The following is a 13,939-nucleotide window of genomic DNA, read 5'->3' as shown; positions in this document are numbered from 1 at the left end:
TTATGACGGTGACCGTTGACCTATCCGGGGCAAGCCGGTTCAAGAGCAGCTTCAGCGCTTCCAACGGCCAGTACGTGGAGGTGGCACACCTGGACGGCGGCATGGTCGGGGTGCGTGACTCCGAGAACCCGACCGGCCCTGCCCGGACGTTCACCCCCGTCGAATGCAGTCGCTGTCCGGCCTGAACTCCCGAGGCGGCCTCAGCGGCCTTCGGCACGGGCAGGCATTTGGTTCGACGGCACCGGGCGAGTCGGATCCGATGTTCGTGTGTCTCCATCCGGACTGGCAAGACGCCGTTCCAGCGCGGTGAACGCGGTGATCGCCTCGGGCGCCTCGAAGGCCCTGTTGCGGCGGCCGACGGTGAGCTGGCGCAGAATTCCGCCTTCGGTCAAACGCTGCACCGCGGCGTTCGTGGCGGGAAAACTGCGTCCGATCAGTGTTGCCGCGGTGGCAACGGTGAGGATCGGAGCTCCGACGAGCTTGCCGAGGAGCAGGTCCAGCGCGGAGTTCGTCCGCACCGGCGCCACTCGATCCCGCCACGAATTCTGCAAGTCGGCAGCCTTCACCTCGAAGGCGGCTGCGTCCTCGGCTGCACGGGCGCAAGCAGCGGCGAAGCGGGCTACCCAGGTGTTCAGGTCATCGGTGGCCTGCTCGGAATCGACCGCACCGACGTGCCGGAAGCGAGACAGACCATCGACGTAGCTGTCGCTCCATGTGGCGAGGATCAGCGACACGGGCGCGACGACGCGTTCAGCTGCACCACGTCGGCGCAATATCAGATGGATCAACGCTCGACCGGTTCGGCCGTTACCGTCGATGAATGGGTGGATTGTCTCGAACTGCGCATGCGCGATCGCGGCTTGCGCGACGGCGGGCAAGTCGTCGCTGTTGCAGAAGGTGATCAGGTCGTTCATCAGTTCAGGCACATACTCCGGCGGTGGCGGGACGAATGCGGCCGAGCAAGGATTGAAGGAGCTGCCGCCGATCCAGTTCTGCACATCCCGGAGACATCCGCCGGGCTGCGCGAGTCTGGTGCCGACCAGCAACCGTCGATGAACCTCGAGCAGAACATCCTCGGTGATCAGCTCAGAACGACCGACCGCATTGGCGGCCACCGCCATCGCGTCGATATTTGCCAGCACCTCGGCGGCGGTCACATCGGATGATTCGCCTTCCAGCTGCCGTGCCGCCTCGGCGCGCAGAAGTCGACGCGCGCCGACCACGAGGCCCTCGATCCGTGACGATGCTATGGCCTCGGCGCGCAGCAGCAACCGAGACAACGCTTCCGTCTCGACAAGCGCTTTCGCCTCCGTGTCGAGGCGGGCGATCGCCACCTCTGCATCAACGACGTCGGCGGCGGTCTCACTGGTCAGAACAATGCGGCGGCCAACCAACGGATCGGGCAGGTACGCCTGGTATGTGCCGGAGCCGCGATCTCTTCGAGACAGGCCACCGCCATCCAGGTTTCCAGCCCACCTCCGCCGCACAAACTCGGCCATGCTCGCCTCCTTATTTAAGGATAGCAGTTAACCTTAAATAAGGGAGAAATGATTTACGGTCAGCTGCAACTGCGGGGTCGACTTCCACCTGCGACTTCTGGCCGCGAAGCCTTGATCTTGCCGAACTGCTGAACACCAGGGGCTCAGACGCGGCCCGGCCGGTGGCTAGCGGACCAAGTCGGCGAAGCTGATATCGCCGAGCACCACATGCTCCAATCGAACGAACCCGTCGCGGTGCAGCCGGTGCAGCCGATATTCGGCGGCGTGGGCGTCGAGCCGGAATTCCCGCACCTCTTCGATGTCGAACTTGGTGTCGAGAACGACAACCAGGTAAAGCGGAATACCCGCGCGGGCGTACTGAACCTTTTTGTCCAGCAAGTCTTCAGCGGCAGTGGACGGCGAAGATACCTCCACGACGATCAGTGCGTCACCGGCCTCCGGCTTCGCTCCACGCTCGGGCAAGCAGCGATACACCGTCATATCCGGTCGCCGAAAGGTGAACTTTGGCATCCGCCAAAGCACGACATCTATATCGGTCTCGACTCGGATGCACGGTTCAGTGCTCGGCAGCTGCTCCATCGAGCCGGCCAAGCGGCGTGCCACGCGATTATGTTCAGGCACTGGCGATTCACAGACGATCACGTGGCCGTGCACAACCTCGATCTCGCGCGCGACACCCTCGGGCAGCCGGCGGTACTGCTCCTCGGTCATCTCGTGCGGCAAGTGGTCCGACGCCCGGATCGTCATGACCGCAGCCTACCTAGTCCGTTGTGGCGAGAACCACGACCGTCAACGCAAACGAGGGCACGGACTCGGGTGGAGTCCGTGCCCTCGTTCGGGTTCAGTGTGGGGACGCTCCGGGGAGCGTCCGGCTCACCAGGAGCTCTTGTGCACGCCGGGCAGTTCGCCCCGGTGTGCCATTTCGCGCAAGCAGACGCGGCAGAGGCCGAACTTGCGGTACACCGCGTGCGGGCGGCCGCAGCGCTGGCAGCGGGTGTAGCCGCGGACCGCGAACTTCGGCTTGGCGTTGGCCTTGTTGACCAGTGCTTTCTTTGCCATGTGCTCAGTTCTCCTTGAACGGGAAGCCGAGGTGCTTGAGCAGGGCACGGCCTTCTTCGTTGTTGGTCGCGGTGGTCACGACGGTGATGTCCATGCCGCGCGGGCGGTCGATCGAGTCCACGTCGATCTCGTGGAACATCGACTGCTCGCTCAGGCCGAACGTGTAGTTGCCGTTGCCGTCGAACTGCTTCGGCGACAGGCCGCGGAAGTCGCGGATACGGGGCAGCGCGATGGACACCAGGCGGTCCAGGAACTCCCACATCCGATCGCCACGCAGGGTGACCTTGGCGCCGATCGGCATGCCCTCACGCAGCTTGAACTGCGCGATGGACTTGGTCGCCTTGCGGATCTCAGGCTTCTGACCGGTGATCAGAGCCAGGTCGTTGACGGCGCCGTTGATCAGCTTCGCGTCGCGGGCGGCGTCGCCGACACCCATGTTCACGACCACCTTCACCACGCCGGGGATCTGCATCACGTTGGCGTAGTCGAACTCGTTGTTCAGCGCGTCCTTGATCTCGGCGCGGTAGCGCTGCTTGAGGCGCGGCTGGATCTTGTTCTCAGTCGTGGTCATGTCAGATGTCCTTCCCGTTCTTACGGGAGATCCGGACCCGCTTGCCGCTCTCCTCGTCGGTCCGGTAGCCGATACGCGCTGGCTTGCCATCGGAGTCGACGACCATCACGTTGGACACGTGGATCGGAGCTTCCTGGGTCACGATGCCGCCCGAGGAGGCGCCACGCTGGTTGGCGGAGTTCGCGACGTGCTTCTTGATCCGGTTCACGCCCTCGACGAGGACCCGGTTCTCCTTCGGGTAGGCCTGGATAACCTTGCCCTTGGCACCCTTGTCCTTGCCCGAGATGACGAGCACGGTGTCGCCCTTGTGCACCTTCATGGTCAGAGCACCTCCGGCGCCAGCGAGACGATCTTCATGAACTTCTTCTCGCGCAGCTCGCGGCCGACCGGGCCGAAGATGCGGGTGCCGCGCGGGTCGTTGTCCGGCTTGATGAGCACGGCCGCGTTCTCGTCGAACTTGATGTAGGAACCATCGGCGCGCCGACGTTCTTTGGTGGTGCGCACGATGACCGCCTTGACGACTTCACCCCGCTTGACGTTGCCGCCGGGGATGGCGTCCTTCACGGTAGCGACGATGATGTCGCCGATACCGGCATAGCGACGCGACGAACCACCGAGAACGCGGATGCAAAGAATCTCCTTCGCACCCGTGTTGTCGGCGACGCGCAGTCGCGACTCCTGCTGAATCACTTCAGCGTCCTCCTTGACCTGGACGTATTAGCACGCCGGATTACCGACCCGACGGGCATGGTCAGTCACCCTCCGGACGCGCGCCTGCCAGCGGTTTTCCTTGGTCTGAGGAAGAAACGCAGAACCAACCACTGGGGGTTCGCTGCCGGATTGCGGGCATAGCTCCCGCAGGCAACCGGTCTAGTGTAGGGGAATCCGCAGGTCGTTCCCAAATCGGGGGGTGGTCACCAGGGAGCGGGCGGGTCCGGTCCGAGGTTATCCGGCTCGAATCCGGGCTCGACCGGCGCCGCGCCGGTAGCCTCGATCCGAGCAGAGGCTGCTTCTACGTTCATCTGCGGCGATGCCGCGTCGGGGAGAGGATTCTCGTGACATCAACCGATCGTCCGGTCCAGCTGGGCCGTCGTGGCTTTCTCATCGCGCTCGGGGCGGTTCCGGCCGCCGCCGCGCTGGTGGCCTGCTCGAACGACACCGAACCGGCGAGCAAGACGCTCACCGGGGTCGATCTGAGCGGCGCGGACCAGACGATCCGACCGCAGGACGATCTGTACCGGCATGTCAACGGGAAATGGCTGCGGGAGTACCAGCTCCCGCCGGACAAGGTCGCCTACGGCTCGACCAGCGAGGCGGCCGAACGCACGCAGCAGCAGTTGCGGGAGATCATCGACGGCATCCGTGACCCGAAAGAGGGCTCGGAGGAGCAGCAGATCCGGGACCTGCACGACGCCAGGGTGGACTGGGATGAAATCGAACGGCTCGGCATGACGCCACTGGCCGGCCTGTTCGCCAAGATCGACGGGGCGGCGACCAAGGCGGACCTGGCCAAGGTGATGGGCGAGCTGCCGATCGGCGGGCTGATCGGCATCGGTATCGGCATCGACCGGAAGAACTCCAGCGCCTACATCCCCTCGGTCGGCCAGTCCGGGCTCGGGCTCGGCGAGCAGTACTACCGGAAGCCGGAATATGCCGAGGTGCTCGCGCAGTATCGGGTCTTTCTCGGACGTATCGCCGCGGGCGCCGGGTTCGCCGATCCGGCGGGCATGGCTCAGCGGGTATTCGACCTGGAGAAGCGGATCGCCCCCGCGCACTGGGACAGCGTGCGCAACCGCGACACCGACGCGACATACAACCTGTACGGCTGGGCCGATATGACCGCGCTCGCGCCAGGGTTCGACTGGGGCCCGTGGATGACGGGAAACACCGACCGCCCGCGCGAGCTGTTCGCGACGATGGTGGTCAACCAGCCGTCCTACCTCACGGCGGCGGGCCAGCTGTGGACCGAGGTCGACATCGCCACGTGGCGTGACTACCTCAAATTGAGTGTGCTGCGGGACTTCGCGCCCTATCTGCCCAAGGCCGTCAACGACGCGAACTTCGACTTCAAGGGCAAGGTGCTCAACGGTCAGGACGAGCGCCCGGAACGCTGGAAGTACGGGGTCGGGATCGTCGACGAACACCTCGGCGAACAGCTCGGGAAACTCTATGTGGCCAAACACTTTCCGCCGGAGGCCAAGCAGCGCGCCAAAGAGATGCTGGCCGACGTGCTCGCCGCCTATCGGGAAAACTTCACCAACTCGTCGTGGATGTCGCAGGCAACCAGGGTGGCGTCCATTGCGAAACTGGACAAGATCGATCCGAAGATCGGGTACCCCGACAAGTGGGTCGACTACTCGAAGCTGAAGATCACCAGGGGCAAGCTGGTCGAATCGCTGCTGGCCATCAACCACTTCGAAAGCAAGCGGGCGTTCGACCGACTCGGAACCCCGGTCGACAAGTCCGAATGGGGGATGTCGCCGCAGACGGTGAATGCCTACTACTCGGCGACCTCCAACCAGATCGTGTTCCCCGCCGCCTACCTCCAGCCGCCGTTCTTCGACAAGGACGCGGAGCCCGCCGTCAACTTCGGCGCGGTCGGATCCACCATCGGCCACGAGATCGGCCACGGCTTCGACGACCAGGGCTCCAAATACGACGGCGACGGCAACCGCCGCGATTGGTGGACTCCCGAAGACCGAGCCGCGTTCGACGCCAAAACCAAACAGCTCATCGACCAGTTCAACGTGCTGGTGCCGGAGGGGCTCGACCCGAGCCAGCACGTCAACGGCGAACTCACCGTCGGCGAGAACCTCGCCGACCTGCGTGGACTTCAGATCACGTTGGCCGCCTTCCGCATCGCGGAGAAGCGCCGCGGTATCGACAGCCCCGACTATCGCACGATGTTCCTGTCCTGGGCCCGCAGCTGGCGCGAGAAGCAGACCAAGGAACTCACCGTCCGCTATCTCGCGGGCGACACCCACTCCCCCGCCGAATTCCGCTGCAACCAAGTCGTTCGGAACCTCACGGAGTTCTACAACACCTTCGAGCTGAAGGAAGGCGACAAACTGTTCATGCCCGCCGATCAGCGGGTCACCTTGTGAGCCGGTCCGCCGAGCGGAGGAAAATGGTGGTGCGCCAAGGGCTGACGGCCACCATTTCACTACGCTCGATCGAGGGCGTGCCGGATGGGGGTGGTGAAGTGGTGCGGGTGGTGGTAGACGTCGGCCGCCGTGGCGTAGTAGATGGTCCAGCCTTCGGTGCTGAGCCAGTTGTGGCGGGGGTTGTCGCGGAGCGCGGCGGTTTCCCCCAAATGCCATGCGGCGCTGTCGTATTCCAGGCCGATTCGCCAGCGCCGCCAGCCCAGGTCGATGCGGCGGAGTCCGTTCCGGGTCGGCACCACCACCTGCGGCTCCGGGGGTGGCAGACCCGCGTCGATGCAGCGCAGCCGGGTACGTGACTCCATGGGGGACTCGGCGCGGCCGTCGGCCAGCGCGATCAGCTGGGCGGCCTGTCGGCGGCCGCGACGTCCAGTGTGCTTTTCGAGCTCGACGATGAGCGCGGGGGACGAAATTCCCATGCGCAGCGCGGCATCCAGTGTTGCCAGTGCGTCCATTCGGGTCAGGGTGCGAGCGACATCCACCGCCGTGCGGACGGCATTCGTGGTCGCCGTGCCATGTACCAGCTGCAATTCCTCCGGATCCACCTGATCGCGGTGCACGACGAGGCGAGGGGAGCGCGACGCCTGTATGCCCAGCACATCCGTCGGCTGATTCGCCAGAACGGAGAACCCGTGCAATTCGGCGGCGGTGTTGTAGGCGGCGGCGAGCAATGTCAGCCCCATCGACAGCCGTGCGGCCTCAACGCGCAATTCGGGTGATGGAGAGGTGGTCGCCTCGCGGTATACACCATGGAAAACGCGCACCCACTCCCCGCGGTCGATCCGAGCGCGCAGCTCGGCACGCGTGTACTCGCTCAGTACCTGCCGCGTGGTGAACACGCCGAACTGCTTGTTCCGCACCTGCTCCAAGCCGAGTCGCATCCCCTCAGCCTGGTTCGCCCGCCGCCTTCGCCCCGGGGCCCAACCAGGCACTTCCCCACCCCTGTGCATAACCCACCGGATGTGGATTCTTCAGCGCGCGTAGTGAAATGGTGGCTCGGAATGGGGGCCCGAGGCACCATTCGACTCCGCTCACGGTGTCCGGAGCAGAGTGCGGAGGCTTGTCCTGGGTGGTGAGGGTGGGGTAGCGGGGCCCTGTCGATCGGCGTGCGCGCCGGCGGCCGCCAGGATCCTGTCGCCGCCCCCGCCGCACACTGATCGGCTCCAGTTCCCGTGTACTCCTTGATTTCCCGCACCCGAATTCGTATGTGATTCGGTATGTGGGAACTTGAGGCGTGTGCCTCGAGTGGGTAGCGCAGGGAGGAAAGCGACGTCCGATTACCGCCGGTCTCAGCCGGTGCGCATTGGGCAGACTGGCCGCATGACGCGATCGACAACAGATCCGATGACCGTGCTGACCGGGATGTACGCGGCCGAGGCGGAGTACATGGCAGCAGGCGGCCATGGCCGTGCCTCGTTCCAGCTGCTCGCGTCGTTCTTCGCCCCTTGCGTGGTGCTGCATCAGGCGGACGGGCTGCCCTACGGCGGAACCTGGCGCGGACACGAAGGCATGGAACGCTTCTTCCTCGCCATGAGCCGCACGTGGGAATCGTTCGACCTGCTGGAACAGCATTTCCTGGCGATCGGCGAGACCACCGTGGTACACACCCGCGTGCACGCCCGCGCCCGCGCGACCGGCCGCGAACTCACCTTCCCCATCCTGCAGACAATCACCATCACCGACGGCCGCATCGGCGAGGTGCACCCCTTCTATTGGGACACGGCGGCGATCGCGGACGTGTGTGGCCTCCCGGAGGCTTAGGCTGACCCGTGCTCCTGCGGGGCTCGATCGAGTCAGCCGCGACGTTCCTCGGCGAGAAGGGTCCGGCGGTGAAGGCTGTTCGACTGGCCCGCGTTGCGGCGCTCGTAGTGTTTGTCGGTGCGACGCTGCTCGGGGTTGCCGCGTGCACTTTGCCGACCAGGGACTCGCGAGACAGGTACGAACCCGTCACGGTCAGTCACATGCTGGGCGCGACCACTGTCGACAAGGTGCCGAAGCACGTCGTCACCCTCGGCAATCAGTGGACGGACAACGCGCTGGCGCTGGGCGTGACGCCGGTCGGTTTCATCGCGCCGGCGGCCGGCGGCGCCACACCATGGACACCTGCGGCACTCGAATCGGCGAAAACCCTGGACACGAGCGGCAGTCTGACCGAGCAGATCGCGGCACTGCATCCCGACCTGATCCTGGTGGACGGCTTCATCGCAGACCGCAAAACCTACGACGAGCTGTCCCGAATAGCCCCTACGGTCCCCGCCCTCGGCCCGGAAGCACCCTGGCAGGACCAAGTGCGGATGCTGGGCCGAATCCTGCACAAACAGAGTGCCGCCGACACCCTGATCACCGATGTCGACAAGACGATCGCCACCATCACCCAGGCCGCCCCGGCGCTGCGCGGCAAAACCTTCGTGACCACCTGGCTGGCCAGCGACACCCAGCTCCTCGTGCTGACGGCGCCGGACAACCCGACGCTCTTCACCCGACTCGGCCTTCGCACCCCCGACCATCTCACCGAACTCCCCACGTCCCTCCCGCCGGACCAGGTCAGCGAACTCGACGCTGACGTCCTCCTGGCCGGCTACTCCCCCGGATTGGACGAAATGTACCGCCGACTCCCGGGATACGCCGATCTACCAGCAGTGCGGAAGAACTCCGTCACCTTCCTCACCGCCCAGGAGCTCAGCGGGATAGCGCAGCCGACTGCCTTATCCGTGCCCTACCTGCTCGAAAGACTGAAACCCGCCCTCACCAACGCGGCGAAGTAGGGGGCCGTTGGGCCTGCGACGGTTGATGACACCGACGAAGAGAATCGTCGCTCCGGCAAGCAGGGCGGGGCGAAGGTTCCTCGCCGTGGACGTTAGAACTCGCGCGGTCGAGCGACCAACGGCCGCTCGGTCAGCGGGCGGGAACCGGGGCGGCGTGCTCGGCGAGTTCATCGGCCGCGGCGAGCTCGGCCCGCTCGTCGTGCACATACTTGTCGCCGGCGAAGTAGGAAGCGGCGGCGGCCAGGATCATCATCACCGCCGCGGCGACGAATACGACGATCAGACCGGAGTGGAACGGACCGGTGAGCAAGTGCGGGAAGAACTCCTGTCCGGTGAGCATGTCGGCGTTGACGCCGGGCTCGGCCAGTTCGCCGGTGGGACCGAGCAATTCCTGGATGGGGTTGAAGCCGAGGAAGGCGGCGAACATACTGGCCACGGGCGGCATTCCGGACACCTCCGCGGCTGCTCCCGCAGAAACACCCTGCGCGCGAAGGCCGGAGTCGAGTGCTGAGGGCAGGCTCGCAGCGAGGCCGACGACCATGAGGGAGAAGAAGATTCCCATGGACAGCGCGTTGCCGCCGTTGAACAGCGTGCCGCGCATGCCGGATGCCGCGCCGCGTTGCGCGGCGGGCACGCTGGACATGATGGCCGCGGTGTTCGGCGAGAAGAACAGGCCGCTGCCGATGCCGTTGATCAGGATGATCGCGGCGAACACCCAGTAGTTGAAGTCGACCGGCAGGATCAGGAGCAACAGGAACGTCACCGCCGAGAGCAAGGCGCCGCCGGTAGTGAAGAGGCGGGAGCCGTATCTATCGGACAACCAGCCCGAGAGAGGTCCGGCGGCAAGGAATCCCACGGTCAACGGCAGCAGATAGATACCTGCCCACAGCGGTGTCGACTCGAAGTCGTAGCCGTGCAGCGGCAGCCAGATGCCTTGCAGCCAGATGATCAACATGAACTGCATGCCGCCGCGACCGATGGATACCAGCAGGTTCGCGAAGTTGCCGAGCCCGAAGGCGCGGATACGGAACAGGCCGAGATGGAACATCGGGTCACCGACCCGGGACTCGACGAGGCAGAACACCCCGAGCAGGGCGATCCCGCCGAGCACCGACGCGAGCACCCACGGACTCGACCATCCGGTGGTATGCCCACCATAGGGCTGGATGCCGTAGGTGATCCCCGTGAGCAACGCGGTGAGCCCGAGTCCGAATGTAATCGTGCCCGCCCAGTCGACCTTGCCCGTCGAACGGACACCGACCTCGTGCAACGAACGGTAGGACCAGACGGCACCGAGGATGCCGATCGGGACGCTGACCCAGAACACCGCGCGCCAATCCCATTCCGACAACACACCACCGATGAGCAACCCGAGGAAGGAGCCCGCGACCGCCGCGACCATGTTGATGCCGAGTGCGGTGCCGCGCTGCTTCGCGGGAAAGGCGTCAGTGAGGATGGCGGTCGAGTTCGCGGTGAGCATCGCGCCGCCGACACCCTGGATCACCCGCCAGACGATGATCCACATCGCGCCCGTGCCTCCGTGAAACGGATCGAAGGACAGCGCGATCGCGCAGAACGCGAAGACCGCGAAACCCACGTTGTACACACGAACTCGGCCATAGATATCGCCGAGTCGCCCGAACATCACTACGAGGACCGCCGTCGCGAGCAGGTAGCCCATCAACATCCACAGCAGATACCCGACGTTGCCCGCTTCGAGCGGGTTCAGTCCGATGCCGCGGAAGATCGCGGGCAAGGAGATCAGCACGATGGAAGAGTTGATCGCGCTGAGCAGCACACCGAGCGTGGTGTTGGTCAGGACGATCCACTTGTAGCGCGGGTGATCGCGGTCGTACCGCAGCCGATGGCGGATGGTCCGCACCTCGCCCAGATCTGGATCGGTGGATGGAATCGTCACGGCAGCCCCTTACGAATGGTTACTTCCGCAAACTATATAATTAGCAGATGTAACGATCAAGCGGTGCGTTGACGACCATCCAGCCCGCCGACGGCAACCACCCAGACGAAGGCGACCGCCGGCAGCACCAGCCGGTCGGGGAGCCGGAAGCCATCAGCTGCCCGCAGGCACCCGCACGCGGGCTTCCGGCCACTCTCGCGCCAGCTGCGGCAATAGGGCGAGGACCGCGACAAAGAAGAGGAAGCATCCTGCGGCGCACAGCTCCTGCGCCACGACGTCGAAGCCGACCGGAGCAGCGCGCTCACACCTCGATGATCGATACGAACGCGACGATTGTCATAGCGATCGAAGGCCTGTGGATCATCGGCCGCGGCCCAAGTGGCCGAGCGACGGTCAGTGTTCGGCGGCCATCCGGTAACCGCGGACGGCCAAGGCGGCGAAAGCCGCCACCAGGCCGGCCGACCAGGCGATAGTTTGCAGCAGCGGTGTCGCGATCGGGCCGCCGAGGGTCAGTCCGCGCATCGCCTCGATCGCACAGCTCATCGGCTGGCCGCGGACGATCGGCTGTAGCCATCCCGGATAGTTCCGCACCGGGGCGAAGCCGGGATTGAAGAACATCCCGAGCAGCACCACCACGGCGAAGATCTGCGCGACTTTGTCGCCGATTCGACTGACCCCGACCACGATCACCACCGGGGTGAAGCCCGCGATCACGATCACCGGAACGAGCAATACCCCGAGTGCCCCCACCCAGCCCTGATGGAATCGCAGGCCGAGGACCATCCCGACCCCGACAACCACGACCGTCGCGGCAAGCGCACGCACACATTCGGCGAGCAATCGGCCGACGAACCCGGCCGAGCGATGTAGCGGAAGCACCCAGAACCGGCGCAGCAGTCCACTTTCCCGCTCTCCGTACAGCGAGATACCGGTGCCCATCGCGCCGTACATGGCGGCAGAGACAGCGATCATCGGCACGAAACCGTAGATGGGTTCGACACCCTCCGCAGCGGTCAGCGACTTGTTCAGCACCAACTGATACATCAGCAGCAACAGGATCGGCAGCACCAGTGTGGTCGTCAGCACCTCGTGCTGCCTGCTCCACCGGCGCAGCAGCCGCCCGGTCTCCACCAAGCTCTGGTCGATCAGCGCGTTCACCGCCGACGCCTTTCCACTCGCACCGACAACACCGCGGCCGCCGCAAGCAGACCGACGACCCAGATCACCGCGACACCCACCGCCGAGCCGAACCGGCCTTCGGCCAAGTCGCGCAGCGCGGCGGCAACCTGTGATACCGGCTGGTTACGTGTGAACGGCTGGATCCAGCCGGGAAAGCCCTCAGCGGGAACGAAACCCGTCGACGTCATGAGCAGCAGCAGCTGCGGCACGAACAACACCGTTCCGCCGAGTTCCGGGTTGGCGGTGGCGGTACCGAGTGCATCGGAGGCGACCACGATCGCCGCACCGAACGCCAACGTCAGCACCACGAACGCGACGGCAGCGGGCAATCCGTGGAAGCGGAATCCGAACAGTATCCCGATCGTCAGCGCGCCCGCCAGCGCGACGCTCGCCCGTAACACGTTCGCCGACATCCGCGCGGCAGGCGGAACCCACGACAAGACCGGCATGGCACGCAACCGCGTGCCCATCCCCGCCGTGATCTCCCGGCCTGCCCGATCGGCCGCGAACATCGACGTGAAGAACATCGACTGCACCGCGATCAACGGGAGCAGGTACTGGGCGTAGTCCAGACCCGATGCCTCCACGGATCGGCGCAGCGGAACATAGACGCAGATGAAGAAGGTCATCGGCGCAGTGCAGGCCAAGATGAGGTCGCCTTCGCGGAACGCGGCGCGAATACTGCGCTCGCTCAGAGCGGTCCATTGCATCCCGGCCGGAACACGGAGCACGGCCACTGGATCGGGTGTGGCGGTGACGGTCACGCGTGCACCTCGGCCACGGGCTTGGTGAGTTCGATGAACACCTCGTCCAGCGTCGGCCTGCGCAGAGCGATATCGATCAGTTCGATACCGGCCTCGTTGATTCGGCGCAATGCCTCGGCCAATGTCGCCGCACCGTCCGGCGCAGGCAGCGAAACCCGGTCCGCGGATTCGGCCACGGTGATCTCACCGAGTCCGGCGAGTGCGGCCGCCACCGCGGCCACGTCGTCGGCCTCGACCGGGACCACCTCGCAGCAACTGGTTCCGGAGCGAGCCTTGAGTTGATCGGCGGTGCCCTCGGCGATCACGGCGCCCTTGTCGATGACGATGATGTTGTCGCTCAACACATCCGCCTCTTCGAGGTACTGCGTGGTGAGCAAGATCGTCACGCCCTGCTCCTTGAGCGACCGCACCAGCGACCACAGACTCTGCCTGCTGACCGGGTCGAGGCCGGTCGTCGGCTCGTCCAGGAACACCACCCGCGGCGGGCGCACCAGCCCGCACGCGATGTCGATGCGCCGCCGCATGCCGCCGGAGTACTGACCGACCCGCCGGTCGGCCGCCGCGGTCAGCTCGAATTGTGCCAGCAATTCCTCGGCGCGCTCGCGAGCCGCCTTTCGGCGCAGCCCCATGAGGCGACCGAACAGCACCAGGTTCTCGCGACCGCTGAGCATCTCATCCACCGCGGCGTACTGTCCGGTGAGCATGATGGAAGCGCGCACCGCCTCCGCCTCGCGTACTACGTCGTGGCCCGCGACGAGCGCCCGGCCGGCGTCGGGCCGGATGAGCGTGGACAGGACGGAGACGGTCGTGGTCTTCCCCGCCCCGTTCGGACCGAGCACGCCGAGCACGCTGCCCGCGGGCGCCGTGAAGCTGACGCCACGCAGCGCCTTCACCTCGCCGAAGGACTTCTCGACGGCCTCGACGATGATCGCCTGGTCCGTATTCGATGCCAACGCCATATTCCCCGTCCTGGTACGCGCGAATATCCCTGTGGAACATTACTTTGGCAAGGCTAACCTATTT

The 13,939-nt window shown here is 65.5% G+C and carries 15 protein-coding genes; 4 read left to right on the top strand and 11 right to left on the bottom strand.

Annotated elements, in window-relative coordinates; translation table 11 throughout:
- Nucleotides 1–8 precede the first annotated feature (8 nt).
- Nucleotides 9–185 carry a DUF397 domain-containing protein gene (locus OHB12_RS29015; protein WP_327112554.1) on the top strand — a complete coding sequence of 59 codons (177 nt, stop codon included), beginning with the start codon at nt 9–11 and terminating at the stop codon, nt 183–185.
- A 15-nt stretch (nt 186–200) separates the two neighbouring features.
- Here OHB12_RS29015 and OHB12_RS29010 read toward each other — a convergent pair whose 3' ends face one another.
- The 6 genes from OHB12_RS29010 to rplN form a co-directional block, all read right to left on the bottom strand.
- A complete protein-coding gene (locus OHB12_RS29010) occupies nt 201–1,499 on the bottom strand; it encodes a Fic family protein (RefSeq protein ID WP_327112552.1) in 1,299 nt (432 codons plus the stop codon).
- A gap of 165 nt (nt 1,500–1,664) precedes the next feature.
- Nucleotides 1,665–2,246: a Uma2 family endonuclease gene (locus tag OHB12_RS29005; protein ID WP_327112550.1), complete on the bottom strand. Its 582-nt coding sequence runs from the start codon at nt 2,244–2,246 to the stop codon at nt 1,665–1,667.
- 126 nt (nt 2,247–2,372) lie between these two features.
- Nucleotides 2,373–2,558, bottom strand: a complete 186-nt coding sequence (locus tag OHB12_RS29000) for a type Z 30S ribosomal protein S14 (RefSeq protein ID WP_153338789.1) — start codon at nt 2,556–2,558, stop codon at nt 2,373–2,375.
- A gap of 4 nt (nt 2,559–2,562) precedes the next feature.
- Complete coding sequence (rplE, locus tag OHB12_RS28995; protein ID WP_327112546.1) at nt 2,563–3,129, bottom strand: 50S ribosomal protein L5; 567 nt, start codon at nt 3,127–3,129, stop codon at nt 2,563–2,565.
- Between the two features lies 1 nt (nt 3,130).
- The gene (gene rplX, locus OHB12_RS28990) at nt 3,131–3,448 is read right to left on the bottom strand and encodes a 50S ribosomal protein L24 (RefSeq protein WP_040864865.1); all 318 of its coding nucleotides are present in this window, start codon (nt 3,446–3,448) and stop codon (nt 3,131–3,133) included.
- Between the two features lie 2 nt (nt 3,449–3,450).
- Nucleotides 3,451–3,819, bottom strand: coding sequence for a 50S ribosomal protein L14 (gene rplN / locus OHB12_RS28985; RefSeq protein WP_327112540.1), 369 nt, complete (start codon nt 3,817–3,819; stop codon nt 3,451–3,453).
- Between the two features lie 365 nt (nt 3,820–4,184).
- Between rplN and OHB12_RS28980 the strand changes: the two genes are divergently transcribed.
- Nucleotides 4,185–6,233, top strand: coding sequence for a M13 family metallopeptidase (locus OHB12_RS28980; protein WP_327112538.1), 2,049 nt, complete (start codon nt 4,185–4,187; stop codon nt 6,231–6,233).
- Nucleotides 6,234–6,292: 59 nt separating this feature from the next.
- Here OHB12_RS28980 and OHB12_RS28975 read toward each other — a convergent pair whose 3' ends face one another.
- Nucleotides 6,293–7,171, bottom strand: coding sequence for a type IV toxin-antitoxin system AbiEi family antitoxin domain-containing protein (locus OHB12_RS28975; protein WP_327112536.1), 879 nt, complete (start codon nt 7,169–7,171; stop codon nt 6,293–6,295).
- 439 nt (nt 7,172–7,610) lie between these two features.
- Between OHB12_RS28975 and OHB12_RS28970 the strand changes: the two genes are divergently transcribed.
- Both OHB12_RS28970 and OHB12_RS28965 read left to right on the top strand, forming a co-directional pair.
- Nucleotides 7,611–8,051: a nuclear transport factor 2 family protein gene (locus OHB12_RS28970; protein WP_327112534.1), complete on the top strand. Its 441-nt coding sequence runs from the start codon at nt 7,611–7,613 to the stop codon at nt 8,049–8,051.
- A gap of 8 nt (nt 8,052–8,059) precedes the next feature.
- Nucleotides 8,060–9,055: an ABC transporter substrate-binding protein gene (locus OHB12_RS28965; protein WP_327112532.1), complete on the top strand. Its 996-nt coding sequence runs from the start codon at nt 8,060–8,062 to the stop codon at nt 9,053–9,055.
- 130 nt (nt 9,056–9,185) lie between these two features.
- On the opposite strand, the gene OHB12_RS28960 is transcribed toward OHB12_RS28965, so the two are convergent.
- The 4 genes from OHB12_RS28960 to OHB12_RS28945 all read right to left on the bottom strand — a co-directional run bounded on the left by OHB12_RS28960 (nt 9,186) and on the right by OHB12_RS28945 (nt 13,869).
- Nucleotides 9,186–10,973, bottom strand: a complete 1,788-nt coding sequence (locus OHB12_RS28960) for an MFS transporter (RefSeq protein ID WP_327112530.1) — start codon at nt 10,971–10,973, stop codon at nt 9,186–9,188.
- A 393-nt stretch (nt 10,974–11,366) separates the two neighbouring features.
- Nucleotides 11,367–12,131, bottom strand: coding sequence for an ABC transporter permease (locus tag OHB12_RS28955; RefSeq protein ID WP_327112528.1), 765 nt, complete (start codon nt 12,129–12,131; stop codon nt 11,367–11,369).
- A complete protein-coding gene (locus OHB12_RS28950) occupies nt 12,128–12,916 on the bottom strand; it encodes an ABC transporter permease (protein WP_327112527.1) in 789 nt (262 codons plus the stop codon). Before OHB12_RS28950 ends, OHB12_RS28955 begins: the two co-directional genes overlap by 4 nt.
- Complete coding sequence (locus OHB12_RS28945; protein WP_327112525.1) at nt 12,913–13,869, bottom strand: ATP-binding cassette domain-containing protein; 957 nt, start codon at nt 13,867–13,869, stop codon at nt 12,913–12,915. Before OHB12_RS28945 ends, OHB12_RS28950 begins: the two co-directional genes overlap by 4 nt.
- Nucleotides 13,870–13,939: the final 70 nt, after the last annotated feature.

Source organism: Nocardia sp. NBC_01730, assembly GCF_035920445.1.
Classification (GTDB): Bacteria; Actinomycetota; Actinomycetes; order Mycobacteriales; family Mycobacteriaceae; genus Nocardia.
Note: the sequence above shows the minus strand (reverse complement) of the source record. Positions and strands in the feature narration are given on the sequence as shown.

Bases quoted from the DNA above. Each gene is read 5' to 3' on its own strand.
- OHB12_RS29010 (WP_327112552.1), bottom strand. From the start codon at position 1,499: ATGGCCGAGTTTGTGCGGCGGAGGTGGGCTGGAAACCTGGATGGCGGT.
- OHB12_RS29005 (WP_327112550.1), bottom strand. From the start codon at position 2,246: ATGACGATCCGGGCGTCGGACCACTTGCCGCACGAGATGACCGAGGAG.
- OHB12_RS29000 (WP_153338789.1), bottom strand. From the start codon at position 2,558: ATGGCAAAGAAAGCACTGGTCAACAAGGCCAACGCCAAGCCGAAGTTC.
- rplE (WP_327112546.1), bottom strand. From the start codon at position 3,129: ATGACCACGACTGAGAACAAGATCCAGCCGCGCCTCAAGCAGCGCTAC.
- rplX (WP_040864865.1), bottom strand. From the start codon at position 3,448: ATGAAGGTGCACAAGGGCGACACCGTGCTCGTCATCTCGGGCAAGGAC.
- OHB12_RS28975 (WP_327112536.1), bottom strand. From the start codon at position 7,171: ATGCGACTCGGCTTGGAGCAGGTGCGGAACAAGCAGTTCGGCGTGTTC.
- OHB12_RS28970 (WP_327112534.1), top strand. From the start codon at position 7,611: ATGACGCGATCGACAACAGATCCGATGACCGTGCTGACCGGGATGTAC.